This is a genomic window from Streptacidiphilus sp. BW17, assembly GCF_041262485.1.
GTDB lineage: Bacteria > Actinomycetota > Actinomycetes > Streptomycetales > Streptomycetaceae > Streptacidiphilus.
In genome coordinates this window covers 81,150-96,479 of the sequence record NZ_JBGCCR010000004.1, presented here as the reverse complement: position 1 = coordinate 96,479, position 15,330 = coordinate 81,150, and the positions used below count along the sequence as shown (strand labels likewise).

Annotated in this window: 12 protein-coding genes; 9 read left to right on the top strand and 3 right to left on the bottom strand. The window is 70.3% G+C overall.

The genetic code is table 11. The features are described 5' to 3' along the window. Positions 1–11 precede the first annotated feature (11 nt). On the bottom strand, positions 12–2,234 hold the full coding sequence (locus ABH940_RS06210; protein ID WP_370104611.1) for a DUF5127 domain-containing protein: 2,223 nt from the start codon (positions 2,232–2,234) through the stop codon (positions 12–14). Positions 2,235–2,842: 608 nt separating this feature from the next. Here ABH940_RS06210 and ABH940_RS06205 point away from each other — a divergent pair. The 7 genes from ABH940_RS06205 (at position 2,843) to ABH940_RS06175 (ending at position 10,933) form a co-directional block, all read left to right on the top strand. Beyond that, positions 2,843–3,955 carry an ABC transporter substrate-binding protein gene (locus ABH940_RS06205; protein WP_370104609.1) on the top strand — a complete coding sequence of 371 codons (1,113 nt, stop codon included), beginning with the start codon at positions 2,843–2,845 and terminating at the stop codon, positions 3,953–3,955. Positions 3,956–3,980: 25 nt separating this feature from the next. Beyond that, positions 3,981–5,636, top strand: a complete 1,656-nt coding sequence (locus ABH940_RS06200; RefSeq protein WP_370104607.1) for a sugar ABC transporter ATP-binding protein — start codon at positions 3,981–3,983, stop codon at positions 5,634–5,636. Next, the gene (locus ABH940_RS06195) at positions 5,633–6,598 is read left to right on the top strand and encodes an ABC transporter permease (RefSeq protein ID WP_370066874.1); all 966 of its coding nucleotides are present in this window, start codon (positions 5,633–5,635) and stop codon (positions 6,596–6,598) included. The genes ABH940_RS06200 and ABH940_RS06195 overlap by 4 nt, the downstream gene beginning before the upstream one ends. After that, the gene (locus tag ABH940_RS06190) at positions 6,595–7,623 is read left to right on the top strand and encodes an ABC transporter permease (protein WP_370104605.1); all 1,029 of its coding nucleotides are present in this window, start codon (positions 6,595–6,597) and stop codon (positions 7,621–7,623) included. The genes ABH940_RS06195 and ABH940_RS06190 overlap by 4 nt, the downstream gene beginning before the upstream one ends. Before the next feature lie 32 nt (positions 7,624–7,655). Next, positions 7,656–8,759: a LacI family DNA-binding transcriptional regulator gene (locus ABH940_RS06185; RefSeq protein ID WP_370104603.1), complete on the top strand. Its 1,104-nt coding sequence runs from the start codon at positions 7,656–7,658 to the stop codon at positions 8,757–8,759. A 43-nt stretch (positions 8,760–8,802) separates the two neighbouring features. Next, the gene (locus ABH940_RS06180) at positions 8,803–9,927 is read left to right on the top strand and encodes an aldose epimerase family protein (protein ID WP_370066880.1); all 1,125 of its coding nucleotides are present in this window, start codon (positions 8,803–8,805) and stop codon (positions 9,925–9,927) included. Between the two features lie 79 nt (positions 9,928–10,006). Next, complete coding sequence (locus ABH940_RS06175) at positions 10,007–10,933, top strand: aldo/keto reductase (protein ID WP_370104601.1); 927 nt, start codon at positions 10,007–10,009, stop codon at positions 10,931–10,933. Between the two features lie 175 nt (positions 10,934–11,108). On the opposite strand, the gene ABH940_RS06170 is transcribed toward ABH940_RS06175, so the two are convergent. After that, on the bottom strand, positions 11,109–12,104 hold the full coding sequence (locus tag ABH940_RS06170; protein WP_370066884.1) for a GlxA family transcriptional regulator: 996 nt from the start codon (positions 12,102–12,104) through the stop codon (positions 11,109–11,111). A gap of 52 nt (positions 12,105–12,156) precedes the next feature. Here ABH940_RS06170 and ABH940_RS06165 point away from each other — a divergent pair, with 52 nt between their 5' ends. Beyond that, positions 12,157–12,561 carry a cupin domain-containing protein gene (locus ABH940_RS06165; RefSeq protein WP_370104599.1) on the top strand — a complete coding sequence of 135 codons (405 nt, stop codon included), beginning with the start codon at positions 12,157–12,159 and terminating at the stop codon, positions 12,559–12,561. Between the two features lie 149 nt (positions 12,562–12,710). Next, positions 12,711–14,327: an MFS transporter gene (locus tag ABH940_RS06160; protein WP_370066888.1), complete on the top strand. Its 1,617-nt coding sequence runs from the start codon at positions 12,711–12,713 to the stop codon at positions 14,325–14,327. 128 nt (positions 14,328–14,455) lie between these two features. Here the strand turns inward: ABH940_RS06160 and ABH940_RS06155 are convergent, their stop codons facing one another. Then, positions 14,456–15,238, bottom strand: a complete 783-nt coding sequence (locus ABH940_RS06155) for a maleylpyruvate isomerase family mycothiol-dependent enzyme (RefSeq protein ID WP_370066890.1) — start codon at positions 15,236–15,238, stop codon at positions 14,456–14,458. Between the last annotated feature and the right edge of the window lie 92 nt (positions 15,239–15,330).

Sequence of the window (15,330 nt, the reverse complement as noted above, 5' to 3'; positions counted from 1 at the left end):
GACGGAAGAGATCACCCGGTGGCGCCCTGGCGGCCCAGGCTCAGGAGCGCGAAGATCCCGCCGACCACCGGCCTGGCCTGGAAACCGTTCTGCTGGTCGGAGATGGTGTCGTACCAGTCGGTGAACGGCACCCGCGAAGGGGAGGTGTCGACGAAGTCGTAGAGGGCGCCGATGAGGTAGTCCTTCACCGGGTAGTCGCGCAGCCATGCCGCGGTCCACATCTCCCAGTCGGCCTTGGTGTAGGAGTGCCGGATGTCGAGCGGTATCCCGTACTGGTTGCTCTGGCTCAGGTACCAGGCCGCCTCCTGACGGGCCACCGACTCCGGAATGAGCCCGAGGCCGAGCAGTGCGTCCGGGTAGCCGTTGTACTTCAGGCTCCAGGTGCCCGGCTGGTCGTAGGCGAGCTTGAGGTGGGCGGCGTTCGGGTCCTGGGCCTTGGTCGCCCACTGGCCGATGTACGAGGTGGCGGTGGCCCGGTAGCTCGTCGCGTCCGCCGACTTGCCGGCCGCCGTGGAGACCTGGGCCATGGCGCCGATCGCCAGGATCCCCTTGAGCGCGAGGTTGACGCTGTGGCCGATGAAGCCGGTGAAGTCGTCGGTCTGGTTCTGGTAGCCCGGGTCAAGGGCGTTGGCGACCAGGTAGTCCGCCCACTGCTTGAGGATCGTGTAGTGGGTGGTGGCGAAGGACGAGGCAGTGGCGGCGTCGACCCGGCCCAGGTAGGCCGCGGTCATGATGAGCATGTTCGCCGACTCCTCGACCGGCATGTCCTCCTCGTTGCCGTCGTTGTGCCCGTCGGCGTTCGGGTAGTGGGACCCGAGGTCGTGTTCGGCGAAGGTCTTCGGCCAGCCGCCGTGCTCGGGATACTCCAGGAGCGGGGCCAGCAGCAGGCCCAGGTACTGCGGGTCGAGATAGCAGAACACCGGCAGTGCCGGGTAGGTGACGTCGACGGTGGAGACATTGCCGTCGCTGGAGATCTCCTTCAGGAAGGCCCAGGGCGTGCCGTTCCGGCTGACCAGCTCCGTACCGGCATAGGCCTGACGCAGTGCCAGCGCGCAGAGCGCGGCGTACTGGTGGCCGCCGACCACGGTGGCCTCATTGCGGATCTTCCCGTCCAGAGCGGCGGTGCGATCCTGCGCCGCGGCCAGGTCCGAGTGGAAGTAGCCCACCATGTCCTGCCAGGTGGACCAGTAGGAGCGCCACAGCGGGGGCAACGGGGTGCCGAGGTAGCTGACGGCGGGCTCGCGTACATGGCCGAGGGAGAGCGCGGCGCTCGCGGGGGTCGCGCCCACGGTTCCCAGGTCGAAGCTGAAGGCGAAGACCGGCCAGTTGTCGTTGATGGCGCGAGGCTGGTTGGTGTCGGAGGTGTCGCCCAGCTTGCCGTTGGCCAGCACCGCGCCCCGGACGGCGGTGTCCGCGCCGATCTGCCAGGTCAGGCCGGACTGGTTGGCAGCGCTGAACACCACGGTGCCCCAGGTGGCCATGTCGCCGTTCTCGGCCAGGGGTTGGGGGGTGGCCGGGGTGCAGGAGAGCGAGGTGACGGCCGTTCCGCCCGGTCCCCGGACCTGGTTCTGAGCCCACCCGATCTCCGTGCCGGTGTCGTTGTGGACCCACTCGCCGGAGATGTCGAAGTACAGCGAGACCCGGTGGCCGGCACCGTCGGTGCTGCGCACCCCCGCGGTGACGTAGGACAGCGGCATCGACTGCCGGCGCAGGTCGCCGGGCTCGACCGGGGAGAGGAAGGTCAGTGTGAGCTCCACCCCGGCCGCCGCGAAGACGTACTGCGAGCGGGTGGCGGTCAGCGTCAGGTCCTGCTGCACCATGCCGCGCGGTCCCAGGCCGGCGACGTTGGGGGAGCCCAGGAAGAGGAAGGGAGTGCCGTCGACGAGGGCGATGCCGACCATCGCGGTGGTGTGCCCGGTCCAGAAGGAGGGCCAGGAGCCGCTGGTGTTGCCCGACGTGAGCCAGGTGTTGAGGTACGGGGAGCGGGTGGCCAGCGGCACGGCCGGCGGCCTGACCGGGTCGAAGCCCGGGAGTTGCGCACGCGAACCGTCCTCGCCCGCTGCCGGAACCGCTGCCCCGATCGCGGCTGCGGCTGCCGCGGGTTGGGCGAAGCCCGGCAGCAGAGCCGCGGCGCTGACCCCGAGCCCGGCCGCGCCCGTCCAGCGGAACAGTCCGCGGCGGCTGACGCCGCCCTCGGTCTGATCCCCGGGAGTCGGATCAGTGTGGTTGGTCATGGCTTCCTCCAGGACTGTGGGTGGGACAGGTCTGTGGACAGCTCGGAAGTGACGGGCGTCGATAACGGGCGGGATCGGCCGACCCCAGCGCGCTGATCCTCAGTCAGTTGGCTTGTTGCATCCAGCCACTGACGGATGCTCGGCCCCTGCGGCCCGACGGGGAACAGTTCGCCACCCGGTGGGCGCTGCGGTCACAACGTTGGAAAAGGAGCACCGGAATGACAGCACGCCCGGGGTGCTCTGTCCACCCCTCGCGTCGCAGTGGAGCTCGGCGAGCCCCTCCGAACCCCCGTTCCTGACCCGGGCGTTGTCTGTGGGATCAGGTGACGTGCGGTCAACTCAAGGCGTTTACCTGCGAGGTTATGTCTGGCCCGATGTCATTCCCGCCAATGACACCCAAAGTTGGCGGCGGCCGTGAGGCCGGTGGACGGTTCCTCACGTCGGACCGGCGTCGACCAGAAGCGGTGCCCAAGCCTTGACAGTCCTGGTTCCCATCCCCGAGTGTCCTCTACATCGTTGGAATTGCGGGCGGCGACCGGGCCGTGCCGCTTCCCGTACCCACCCTGCTCCTCCCGCAGCCCCACAACGGACGAGGATGTGATCGGCACATGAACGCCGTCCCGCGCCCCACCAGAGCCGCCATCGCCGCGGCGTTGACCGCCGGCCTCTGCCTGATCGCCACTGCCTGCACCAACGCAGGCTCGTCGACCGCGAGTTCAGGTTCAGGTGCGACCGTCAACAACACCGCCAACGCCCAGCAGACGGTCGCCGCCACGGGATCGGCAGGCCCCGCCTGCACCTACCAGAACTACGGCGGCAGCGGCGTGCCGAAGCTGACCATCGGCAAGGGCACGAAGATCGGCTTCTCGCAGTCGGAGTCCACCACCAACCCGTTCCGGGCCACCGAGACCGACAGCATCGTGGCCGAGGCCGGCAAGCTCGGCGTCACCCTGCTGCAGACCAACGCGAACGCCGACGTCAATGCGCAGAACTCGCAGATCGAATCGCTGATCGCGCAAGGTGCGCAGGCTCTGATCGTGGCCCCGGAGAACTCCGACGGGCTCGCCCCCGCGCTCGCCGAGGCTCAGTCCAAGAAGATCCCGGTGCTCACCATCGACCGCACGGCCGGCACCGCCTGCTCCAACGTCATCTCGTTCATCGGCTCGGACTTCAGCGGGCAGGCGAGGGCTGCCGCTGACGACCTCGCCACGGCCACCGGCAGTACGGCCCAGATCGCCGTCCTGACCGGCACCCCGGGCAACAACGTCGCCACCGACCGCACCAGCGGCTTCACCGACGAGCTCAAGAAGTACCCCGACATGAAGGTGGTCGCGCAGCAGACCGGCCAGTTCGCGGAGACGACCGGACAGCAGGTCATGGCGCAGCTGTTGCAGGCCCACCCGGGCATCAGCGCGGTCTACGCGGAGAACGACGAGATGGCGCTCGGCGCGATCCAGGCGATCAAAGCGGCCGGGAAGGTCCCCGGCAAGGACATAAAGATCGTCTCCATCGACGGAATTCAGCAGGCCGTCCAGGACGTCTCCGACGGCACCATGGCCGCCGACATCGAGACCAACCCGCGGTTCGGGCCGCTCGCCTTCCAGTCGCTGCAGAACTTCTACAGCAGCATCGGGGTCCCGGCGAACGTGATCATCAAGGACCAGCACTTCGACAACGCCTCCCTGGCCAGGACGGCGCTGGCCAGCGGCAACGTCTACTGACCCGCCGTCACAAGGAGGAGGAACCGTGGTCCAGCAGGACCCCGCCGCCCGCAGCGACCGCGTGCTCGAGGTCGTCGGGGTGAGCAAGAGCTTCGCCGGGGTGCACGCCCTGCGCGGGGTGGACTTCGAGCTGCGCCCCGGCGAGGTGCACGCGCTGATCGGTGAGAACGGCGCCGGGAAGTCCACCCTGATCAAGGTGGTCACCGGCGTCTACCGTCCGGACGCCGGCCGGATCCGGTTCGCGGGCGAGGAGCGGCACTTCGGCAACCCGCTGGAGGCGCAGGCGGCCGGACTCTCCACGATCTACCAGGAGGTCAACCTCGTCCCGCTGATGTCGGTGGCTCGCAACCTCTACCTGGGACGCGAGCCGCGCCGCTTCGGGCTGGTCGACGTGCGCCGGATGAACCGGGAGGCCGCTGAGACGCTGGCCCGCTACGGCGTCGAGGTGGACGTCACCCGGCCGCTGCGCACGCTCGGCCTGGGCGCCCAGCAGATGGTGGCGCTGGCCCGTGCGGTGCAGATCGAGGCCCGGGTCGTCATCATGGACGAGCCGACCTCCTCGCTGGAACCGCGCGAGGTGGCGACGCTGTTCTCGGTCATCCGCGAGCTCAAGCGGCAGTCGATCGCAGTGGTCTACGTCAGCCACCGGCTGGACGAGCTCTATGAGATCTGCGACCGGGTCACGGTGATGCGGGACGGCGAGATCGTGCACATCGGCGAGATGGCCCGACTGGAGCGGCTCAGGCTGATCTCGCTGATGCTGGGCCGCGAGATGTCCTCCGTCCGGGACAAGGGCAGTACCGCCTTCGACACCGCCCGCCACCGGCAGCGCGAGGGCGTCCCGGCGCTACGCGCCCAAGGCCTGGCGGTCCGGCACCGCCTGCACGACGTCTCGCTGGAGATCCACCCCGGCGAGGTGGTCGGACTCGGCGGTCTGCTCGGCGCTGGACGCAGCGAGACCGCCAAGGCCGTGGTCGGCGCGCTGCCGACGGAGGCGGGAACCGTGGAGGTGGCCGGACGTCCTCTGCGTCGGCGCAGTCCGGCCGCCGCCATCCGGGCCGGGGTGGTGATGCTCCCCGAAGACCGCAAGGTGGAGGGCATCATCCCCAACCTCTCGGTGCGCGAGAACATTTCGCTGGCCGCGCTGCCCCGGCTGTCGCGGGCCGGCCTGGTCTCCCGGACCAGGCAGGACGAGATCGTCGACTTCTTCATACAGCGGCTGCGGATCAAGACCTCGGGACCGGACCAGAAGGTCAGCGACCTCTCCGGCGGCAACCAGCAGAAGGTGATGCTCGCGCGCTGGCTGTGCCTCAACCCCGAGGTACTGCTGCTGGACGAGCCGACCCGGGGCATCGACGTCGGTGCCAAGGCCGAAGTTCAGGCGCTGATCGACGAGTTGGCCCGGGACGGACTGGCGGTGCTGCTGATCTCCTCCGATCTGGAGGAGCTGATCGAGGGCGCCAACCGGGTCGTCGTCCTCAAGGACGGGCGGGTGGTCGGCGAGTTGGAGGGCGAGGGGGTCAGCGAACAACGCCTGCTCGACGCGCTGGCCACCGCGCCTTCCCACCCAGAGGACGCCGAGTACGCCGAGTACGCAGCTCCCGAGCACGAGGAGCAGCCGGGGCCCGAGGAGCAGTCAGGGCCCGAGGGTCACAAGGACCGCAAGGAGCACCGGGAATGAGCAGCATCACTTGGGGCGGCGCGGCCCTGGACCGCGCCCGGACACGCCATCTGCTCCAGGAATACGGCGTCTACGCCGCGCTGGTCCTGCTCTTCGCGGTCGCCGTGGTGCTGAACACCTCCTTCCTCAGCATCGGCAACATTCGCGCCCAACTGCTCCAGGTGACCCCGGTGCTGGTCGTCGCGCTGGGGATGGCCCTGGTGATCGGCACCGAGGGCATCGACCTCTCGGTCGGCGCGGTGATCGCGCTGGCGGCCGCGGTCGCCCCGCTCTACCTCGGCTACGGCTTCGTCGGCATGCTGGCGGTCGTCCTGCTCGTGGGAGCGGTCTCGGGTGCGCTGGGCGGCGCGATGGTGGCCTTCGTCCGGGTCCAACCGATCGTGGCCACCCTGTCCCTGATGATCGGTCTGCGCGGACTTGCCAACATCATCAACGGCAACTCGGGCAAGCCGGTCACCGACGGCGCGGTGGCCACCCTCGGGATCGGGAACTTTCTCGGCGTCCCGGTGATGACCTGGGTCGCCGCGGGCTGTGTCGCCCTGGTCGCGCTGCTGGTGCGGCGGACCACCTTCGGCCGGCAGCTGGTCGCGATCGGGGACAACCGGCAGGCCAGCCGACTGGCCGGGCTCCCGGTGCGCAGGGTGCTGGTCACGGTCTACGTCATCTCGGGTGTGCTGGCCGCGCTCGCCGGGCTGATGCTGGTCGGCTACTCCGCGGAGTCCGATCCCTCGACCGTGGGCCTCAACTACGAGTTGAGCGCGATCACCGCGGTCGTGGTCGGCGGCACCCCGCTCACCGGCGGCCGGGTGCGCGTCCTGGGGACGGTGGCCGGGGCGCTCTTCATGCAGCTGATCGCGGCCGTACTGCAGCAGCACAACGTCTATCAGTCCTACCAGCAGATCATCGAGGCGGTCATCATCTGCTTCGCCGTGTACGCCGCCCAGGAGCGTGGTACCCGATGAGTCCCACCGCCCTGCAGCCCACCGCGCTGCCGCCCGAGCCCTCACCCGCGCCCGGGCCCGGGCCCGCTCCGACACCGCTGAGCGAGCAACTCGCCTACCAGCTCCAGCGCAGGGGGGCGCCGGCCGTCCTCGTGCTGGTCGCCGCGATCGCTTCGATCACCTCCTCCACCTTTCCGACCTGGGGCAATATCAGCACCATTCTGGTCGGCAACAACTTCGTGTGGTTGCTCGCGCTGGGCATGACCTTCGTCATCATCACCGGCGGAATCGACCTCTCGGTCGGCTCGATGTACGCGCTCGGCGGAGTACTCGGTGCCTACGGCGCTCAGCACGGCGGCAGCGCCCTGGCGATCGTCCTTCCGCTCGTCGTCGGTGCGGCCTGGGGCGGGGTGCAGGGGCTGCTGGTGGCCCGCGCGCGGATGGCACCGTTCATCGTCACCCTGGCCGGACTGCTCGGTGCCCGCGGCCTGATGCAGGCGCTCAGCAACGAGGGCGCCACCACCTATATCGTGCCGAAGAACTCGTTCTTCGCGAGCTTGGGCGCGGGCACCTGGGTGCCCCTGGTCATTCTCGCGGTGTTCTTCGCCCTGGGCGCGCTGCTGCTGGCCCGGACCCGCTTCGGCGCGACACTCACCGCCATGGGAGGGAACGAGAACGCCGCCGTGCTGATGGGCCTCCCGGTGGTCCGCGCCAAGGTGCTGGTCTACCTGCTCTCCGGCACCCTGGCGGCGGCGGCCGGAGCACTCGGCGCCGCCCGGCTCCAGTCCGGGGTGACCACCATCGGCGTGGGCTACGAACTCACCGCGATCGCCTCGGTGGTCATCGGCGGTACCCTGCTCACCGGCGGCAGCGGTTCCGTCGGCGGCACGCTCAGCGGCGTCCTGCTGCTGGGCGTCATACACAATCTGATCGACAGTCACTTCTCCCAGTACGGCTCGGCGTTCACCGATACCGTCAACGGCGGGTTCCTCGCCGCGGTGGTGCTGTTGCAGACCCTGCTCAGCCGGACCCAGCAACTGCCCTGACCGGGTGGTCGGAAAAAGAGGAACACAGCGCCGTGGGCGTCAGCCTCAAGGACGTGGCGCAGCGCGCCGGCGTCTCAGTCAAGACCGTGTCCAATGTCGTCAACGACTATCCACACATCCGCCCGGAGACCCGCAGCCGGGTACAGCAGGCCATCGAGGAGCTGGGCTACCGGCCCAATCTGACGGCCCGTCATCTCCGCAAGGGGCGCACCGGAATCATCACGCTGGCCGTCCCCGAGCTGGCCAATCCCTACTTCGCCGATCTGGCCGGAGCCGTGATCGACGCGGCCGCACAGCACGACCACACGGTGCTTCTCGACCACACCGCCGGCCTGCGTGAGAAGGAGGTGCTGGTCTCCCGGGGCTTCCGCTCGCACATCATCGACGGGCTGATCCTGAGCCCGATCCAGCTGGAGAACGAGGACCTGCTGGACCGTCAGGAGGGTCCTCCGCTGGTGCTGCTGGGCGAACGGGAGTACACCGCCCCTTACGACCATGTCGCCATCGACAACGTGGAGGCCGCGCGCGTCGCGGTCCGGCACCTGCTGGACCTCGGCAGGCGCCGGATCGCCTTCCTCGGGGCCCGGCACGAGAGCGCGCGCCAGCCGGCCCATCTGCGGCTGCGCGGCTGGCGCGAGGAGATCAGGGCGGCCGGCGGCGCCCCGCGGGAGTCGATGGTGGTGGCGACCGAGGGCTACGACCGCCGGGACGGCGCCGCCGCGATATCCGAACTGCTCGCACGCGGAGAGCTGCCGGATGCGCTCTTCTGCTACAACGATCTGATCGCGCTGGGCGCGATGCGGGTGCTGTCCGAACACGGCCTGCGGGTGCCGGAGGACGTCGCGGTGGTCGGCTTCGACGATATCGAGGAGGGCCGCTACGCAGCGGTGTCACTGACCACGGTCGCGCCGGACAAGACCGCGATCGCGCGGTTCGCGGTGGACCGACTGGTCGAGCGGATCACTGCGGGCAAGGACGCGGAGTCGTGGCACTCGCGCCGCTTCGTGCCGAGCCATCGATTGGTGGTGCGGGAGTCCACGACCGGCCGCGGGGGCGGCCCGCCCGCCACCGGGGGCCCGACCCAGGGGCGCGGCGACGTCGTGGCCGGGCGCGCAGTTCCCCCCGCTGGCACGTGAGCACGGTCGTCCGCCCACCCTCCTCACGCCCACCGAGGATCCCATGTCGCCTCCCGCACTGATCAGTTCGCCGTTCGGCAGCGCCCCGGACGGCACACCCGTGACCCGCTGGATCCTGGACTCGGGACAGGGTGTGCGGGCTGCCGTGCTCAGTTATGGAGCGGTCCTGCACGAGCTGACCGTCCCGGACGCGGAGGGCCGACCCGCCAGTGTGGTGCTCAACCTCCCGACGGTCACGCAGTACGCCGAGGTCAGCCCGTACTTCGGTGCGGTGGTGGGCCGTTACGCCAACCGGATCGCGCACGGCCGGTTCAGCCTCGACGGCCACGAGCACCAGGTGCCCGTCAACGACCGCGGACACGCCCTGCACGGCGGGCCGGGGGGCTTCCACCGCCGGGTGTGGCACGCCCGTCCCGGCGGGCCGGAGGGCTTCCACCGCCGGGTGCGGCACGCCCGTCCCGGCGGGACCGAATCCGGCGAGGTCTCGCTGCAGCTCGAACTCCGCAGCCCGGACGGCGATATGGGCTTCCCCGGCGCGCTGGACGTCGGCGTCCGGTACACCCTCGACGTCGCCGGGACGCTGCGGCTCGACTACACCGCCCGCACCGACCGCACCACGGTGCTCAACCTCACGCACCACGCGTACTTCAACCTCGCCGGGGCCGGCTCCGGCGATGTCCTGGGCCACTGGCTGGCGCTGGACTCCGACGCATACCTGCCGGTCTCACCGGACGCGATCCCCTACGGCCCCTCCACGCCCACTGCCGGCACGCCCTTCGACTTCGCCGAGCCGACCCCGCTCGGTCGGCGCATCACCGAGGACGACCCGCAGCTGCGGGACGCCGAAGGGTACGACCACTGCTGGATCCTCGAACCGCCGTCCACCCCCGGCGCCCTGAGCCGGGCCGCCCGGCTCAGTGACCCCGGCAGCGGCAGGTGCCTTGAGGTGTGGACCACCGAGCCGGGCATCCAGGTCTACACCGGCAACGGCCTCGACGGCAGCCTGAGCGGAGTCGAGGGCAAGCCCTACGCCCGGCACGGAGCGGTCTGCCTGGAGACCCAGCACTACCCCGACTCACCCAACCGGCCCGGGTACCCGAGCACCGTGCTACGGCCCGGCGGACGGTTCACCAGCAGTACCGAGTTCCGCTTTCCGCACCTGCGCTGAGGACCCGACGCGGAGCGACGGACGATCTGCTCCGGTGCGCGGTATTGGTCCGTGACCGAAGGGGGTGATAGAAGTCCCCGTGACCACTTCGAAGAACTCCGAATCCCACGTTGCCCCCTCGCCGACCGCCGCGGACTCGGGGACTTACCGACTCGGCGAGCACACCGTGCACCGCCTCGGCTTCGGCGCGATGCGCCTGACCGGCACCGAGGCCTTCCACGGCGGGGTGCCGCGCGATCGCGAGACCTCGATCGCGGTCGTGCGCCGTGCCGTCGAGCTCGGTGTGAACCACGTCGACACCGCCGCCTTCTACTTCTCGTCGCTGCGCTCGGCCAACGAGATCGTCAACGCCGCGCTCGCCCCGTTCGGCGACGAGGTGCTGGTCGCGACGAAGGTGGGTCCGCGCCGGGACCGCGGCGGGGAGTGGTCCGCCGCGGCTCGACCGGACCAGCTGCGCGGCGACGTCGAGGAGAACCTGCGCCAGCTCGGCCGCGACCACCTGGACCTGGTGTACCTGCGCAAGATGGGGTGGGAGTCGATCGCCGAGCACTTCGGCGCGCTGGCCGAGCTGCGGGAGGCCGGGCTGGTCCGGAACCTCGGAGTCTCGGATGTGACGTCGGCTCAACTGGCCGAAGCCCGGGCGATCGCGCCGGTGGCGGCCGTGCAGAACCGGTTCAGCCTGGGACACCGCGACGCGGTCGAGGTGCTGGACGCGTGCGGGCAGGCGGGCATCGCGTTCGTGCCCTTCTTCGCGATCGCGGGGGCGCGGGCCTCCGGGGCCGCGCCGGATCCGACGAACGCGGAGGAGAGCAGCGAGGTGCTGGCGGTGGCGAAGGCCCACGGGGCGACGCCTCAGCAGATCCGGCTGGCCTGGACCCTCGCGCAGGGACCGCACGTCCTGGCCATCCCCGGCACCGGCGACCCGGCCCACCTGGAGGCGAACATCGCGGCCGGGGCCATCCGCCTCACCCAGGACGACCTCACCGCGCTGGAGTCCGCAGCCTGAGGCACCGCCGTCAGGTGCACCGCCGTCAGGCGCACCGCGGTCAGGCGCACCGCGGTCAGGCGCACCGCGGTCAGGCGCATCGCGGTCAGGCGCATCGCGGTCAGGCGCATCGCGGTCAGGTGCATCGCGGTCAGGTGCATCGCGGTCAGGTGCATCGCGGTCAGGTGCATCGCCGTCAGGTGGCCTCGGGGCCGAACCGCCGCCGGTAGGCGGACGGGGTGATGCCGGTCTCGCGGCGCATCAACGCGCGCAGGTTGGCTGCGGTGCCGAGTCCGCTCCGGCGGGCGACGAGCTCGAAGCGGTTCTCGCCCCGTTCGATCAGTCGGCAGGCCAGGGCGAGCCGTTCCCCGGTGAGCCACGTCAACGGTGTCGTCCCCAACTGCGCCCGGAAGCGGCGATGCAGCGTCGCCGGGCTGACCGCGGCGCGCCCTGCGAGGTCCGCCACCGTGAGGGGCAGGTCCAGCCGCTCCTGCGCCCAGGCCAGCACCGGCGACAGCGACTCGTCGGGCAGGTCGGGCAACGGCCGTTCCACGAACTGCCGTTGCCCGCCGTCCCGGTGGGCCGCGAAGACCAGTCGCCGGCTGACGGAGTTGGCGACTTCCGCGCCGTGGTCGCGGCGGACCACGTGCAGTCCGAGATCGAGCGCGGCCGCGCTTCCCGCAGCTGTGAGGATGTCGCCGTCGTCCACGAAGAGCACGTCCGATTCGAGGCGGACGGCCGGGAACCGGGCCCGGAAGGAATCCGCCCACTGCCAGTGCGCGGTGGCTCGGCGGCCGTCGAGCACCCCGGCTTCGGCAAGCGTGAACGCCCCGCTGCAGAAACCGATCAGCCGCGCGCCGCGCGCATGCGCCCGGCGGACGGCGTCCAGCACGGCGGGGTGGCGGGGCGTCTCGACGTCGGGGCGGTTGGGGACGATCACGGTGTCCGCGTCCTCGGTGGCGTCCAGTCCGGCGACTCCGGTGAGCGTGAAGAACCCGTCCCGCATGCGGGTGCGGGGCTCGGCCGAACAGAGCCGGAAGTCGTAGAGGTCGTGGCCGAGTTCGGGTCGGCGAAGGCCGAAGACCTCGGTCACGCAGCCGAGTTCGAAGGGGTTCGAGTTCGCGTCGACGATCACCACCACCCGGTGCAGCGTGCCCGTCCTCCGGGTGTGGTGCGAGGATCCTTGCGTCATATGCAATTCCTAGCACTCACTGCGGGCGGATGGCGGGGCGCAGGATGAGTCCATGACCGACCGACCGACCCTCCCCGTCTCGCTCCACGCCGCTCTGGCCTCCTTCGACGCCCTGTGGAGCCCGCGTATCGTCACACGTGTCAACGACTACGACGTCCGGATCGCCAAGGTCGAAGGCGAGCACATCTGGCACGTCCACGAGGACACCGACGAGTTCTTCCTGGTGCTCCACGGCGAGCTCCACATCGCCCTGCGCGAGCCGGACGGCGAGCGCACGGTCGTCCTGCCCCAAGGCACGGTCTTCACCGTCCCGAGGGGAACGGAGCACAAACCGTCCGCCCCGTCGGGCGCGTCGATCCTCATGTTCGAACCGACCGGCACACCGACCGTCGGTGACCGCCACGAGGAGGTTCCGGCACACGTGGACGCGACGACCGGGCACGCGCTCGACGCGTGAGTCCGGCTGCCTGCGGTTCGCGCTTCCGGGCACTGCCGCCGCCCAGAGGCCGGTCAGCCACCTTTCAGCGCGTTTCCACCGGCGCCAACTGGCTGATATCCGTGGCGGGTCGAGACTCCGCCCGCCGGGGCCACTGGAACGATCCCCCCATGGCACCCAGAGCAGGTACTCGCGAAACTTCGGCAACGGCTGGACTCGTCCTGCTGACGCTCGCGGCGGGACAGTTCCTGATGGCGCTCGACAGCTCCGTCATGAACGTCTCCATCGCGACGGTGGCCGACGACGTGGGCACGACCGTGACGGGGATTCAGGGCGCGATCACGGCCTACACACTGGTGATGGCGATGTTCATGATCCCTGGTGGCAAGATCGGCGCCCTCATCGGCCGCAAGCCCGCGTTCATGATCGGCTGCGCCATCTACGGCTGCGGATCCCTCACCACCGCGCTCGCCCAGAACCTGCCCACGCTTCTGGTCGGCTGGTCGTTCCTCGAAGGGGTTGGCGCTGCGCTCATCCTCCCGGCCATTGTGGCACTGGTCGCCGGCAACTTCCCAGCGGAACGCCGGCCGGCCGCGTACGGACTCGTCGCCGCCGCAGGGGCTGTCGCGATCGCGCTCGGGCCGCTCATCGGTGGCATCGCGACGACGTACTTCTCCTGGCGCTGGGTCTTCGCCGGTGAGTCCGTGATCGTGCTCGGCATTCTGGCGCTGGCTCGCAGGATCGCGCAGGCGCCGATCGGCGAACGCCGGCGCATTGATCTCCTCGGCGCTGGGCTCTCGGCCCTCGGACTCGGGGTCTTCGTCCTCGGGGTACTTCGCTCCAGTGAATGGGGCTGGTTCCGGCCGAAGCCCGGCGGGCCCGCATGGCTCGGCATCTCCCCGGTGGTGTGGCTGGTGCTGGCCGGCCTGCTGCTGGTCTGGCTCTTCCTCCGTTGGGAGGCCCGCCTTGTGGAACAGGGCAAGGAGCCGCTGGTCGACCCCGCCCTGCTGCGGAACCGGCAGCTGACCGGCGGCCTGACGATGTTCTTCTTCCAGTACCTCGTCCAGATGGGCGTGTTCTTCGTCGTGCCGCTCTACCTGTCGGTCGCGCTCGGGATGTCCGCGCTCGCCACCGGCGCCCGCATCCTGCCGCTCTCGCTGACCTTGCTGGCTGCCGCGATCCTGATCCCTCGCCTTCTCCCGGACATCTCCCCGCGGCGGGTGGTGCGGCTCGGGATCCTCTGCCTGCTCGCGGGAGCGGTTGTCCTGCTGGCCGCCCTCGACGCGAACTCAGGCGCGGAGATCGTCGTCATCCCTCTCCTTCTGATGGGGCTCGGCATGGGCGCGCTGGCCTCCCAGCTCGGGGCGGTCACCGTGTCCGCGGTCCCGGACGAGCAGAGCGCGGAGGTCGGCGGCATCCAGAACGCCGTCACCAACCTCGGCGCCTCGCTGGGAACAGCACTCGCCGGGTCGATCTTGATCGCCACGCTGACGACTTCGTTCCTGACCAGCGTCGAGCAGAATCCCGCGATCCCGACCGGGGTCAAGACCCAAGCGACCGTCCAGCTCCAGGGCGGCGTGCCCTTTCTGTCGGACACCCAGCTCAGGACCGCACTCGACAAGGCGGGCGCGAGCACGGAGGTGACAAACGCCGCGCTCGACGCGAACGCCGCAGCAAGGCTCGACGGCCTCCGCGCCGCACTCGCCGTCCTTGCTCTCACCGCTCTCCTCGCCATGTTCTTCACGCAGCGGATCCCAGCGAGTCAGCCCCGCTCGGCAAAGCCGTAGCGGCGTGCCTTGGCGCAGCGCGTGTCCTTTCCCGCTGCCTGGCGTACCCCGGGCTTGCGCCCCTGCCCCGGGTGCGGAGTTGCGCCGCACCAGGGCGCCCTGGGTGCGCGGTCCTACTTCAGGCAGTCCTACTCCATGTCCCACTCTTCCAGCAGGTCGAAGAGGTGCCGGTCGCCTTCGAGCTTCAGGGAGTCCAGCGGGATGCGACCGTAGAAGGCCAGGACCAGGTCGCTCGCCGTACCCCGGACGGAGACGTCGACCGACTCCGAGTCCTCGCCGGCGGCGGGGCCGGATTCGGGCAGACGGAAGGCCCGCGAACCATCGGCGGAGAGCGATTGGCGCCAGGTGCCGCCCTCGGTGACGTGATAGTCGACGACGGCGGGCTTGTGCGGCCAAGCGACCGTCGTGGTGCAGCAGGTGAACAGGAAGTCCTCGACACCATCAAGCGCCACCTCCTCCGGCAGCGGCTCCGGGGCGCCCACGGTGAGCTGGGCGTCATAGGTGTGCATTGCGATCTCCTGGAGCTGGTGCCGGGCGACGGCGCCGCAGGTCCGCGGCGACTGCGACGAGCCCCACCACGTCCAGCAACCGCGCTCCGGGCCGGCCTCCCGCAACGCGTCCAGCATCTGCTGCGTCGACTCGGCCAGCCAGGCGAGCAGGGCCTCGCGCTCGTGCGGTGCGGCCAGGCCCTCTCCCGCCAACTTGCCCGAGGCGTCCGGCCCAGCCGCGACCGTGGCGGCCCAGGCGCGACGCCCCCCGCCCAGGTGGTGCACCAGGTCGAGCAGCGTCCACTCGGGGCAGGTCGGCACCTGCACGTCGAGGCTGGGCGCGGCGGCGATCGCGGCCCGGAAGGCGGCCGACCGCTCGTCGATCAGGCGCAGCAGCTCAGGGAAGTCCAAGGTATTGGTCACCCGGGTTTTCTATCACTGTGCGGCGGCGAGGTAGCAGCGATTTTCGCGGGCCGGCCTCCACCTTCGCGGCGCGATGATCTGGATCAAGGACC

What these genes read in the sequence shown, in the direction of transcription:
- ABH940_RS06210 (WP_370104611.1), bottom strand. Translation starts at nt 2,234, where the DNA reads ATGACCAACCACACTGATCCGACTCCCGGGGATCAGACCGAGGGCGGC.
- ABH940_RS06205 (WP_370104609.1), top strand. Translation starts at nt 2,843, where the DNA reads ATGAACGCCGTCCCGCGCCCCACCAGAGCCGCCATCGCCGCGGCGTTG.
- ABH940_RS06195 (WP_370066874.1), top strand. Translation starts at nt 5,633, where the DNA reads ATGAGCAGCATCACTTGGGGCGGCGCGGCCCTGGACCGCGCCCGGACA.
- ABH940_RS06190 (WP_370104605.1), top strand. Translation starts at nt 6,595, where the DNA reads ATGAGTCCCACCGCCCTGCAGCCCACCGCGCTGCCGCCCGAGCCCTCA.
- ABH940_RS06180 (WP_370066880.1), top strand. Translation starts at nt 8,803, where the DNA reads ATGTCGCCTCCCGCACTGATCAGTTCGCCGTTCGGCAGCGCCCCGGAC.
- ABH940_RS06170 (WP_370066884.1), bottom strand. Translation starts at nt 12,104, where the DNA reads ATGACGCAAGGATCCTCGCACCACACCCGGAGGACGGGCACGCTGCAC.
- ABH940_RS06165 (WP_370104599.1), top strand. Translation starts at nt 12,157, where the DNA reads ATGACCGACCGACCGACCCTCCCCGTCTCGCTCCACGCCGCTCTGGCC.
- ABH940_RS06160 (WP_370066888.1), top strand. Translation starts at nt 12,711, where the DNA reads ATGGCACCCAGAGCAGGTACTCGCGAAACTTCGGCAACGGCTGGACTC.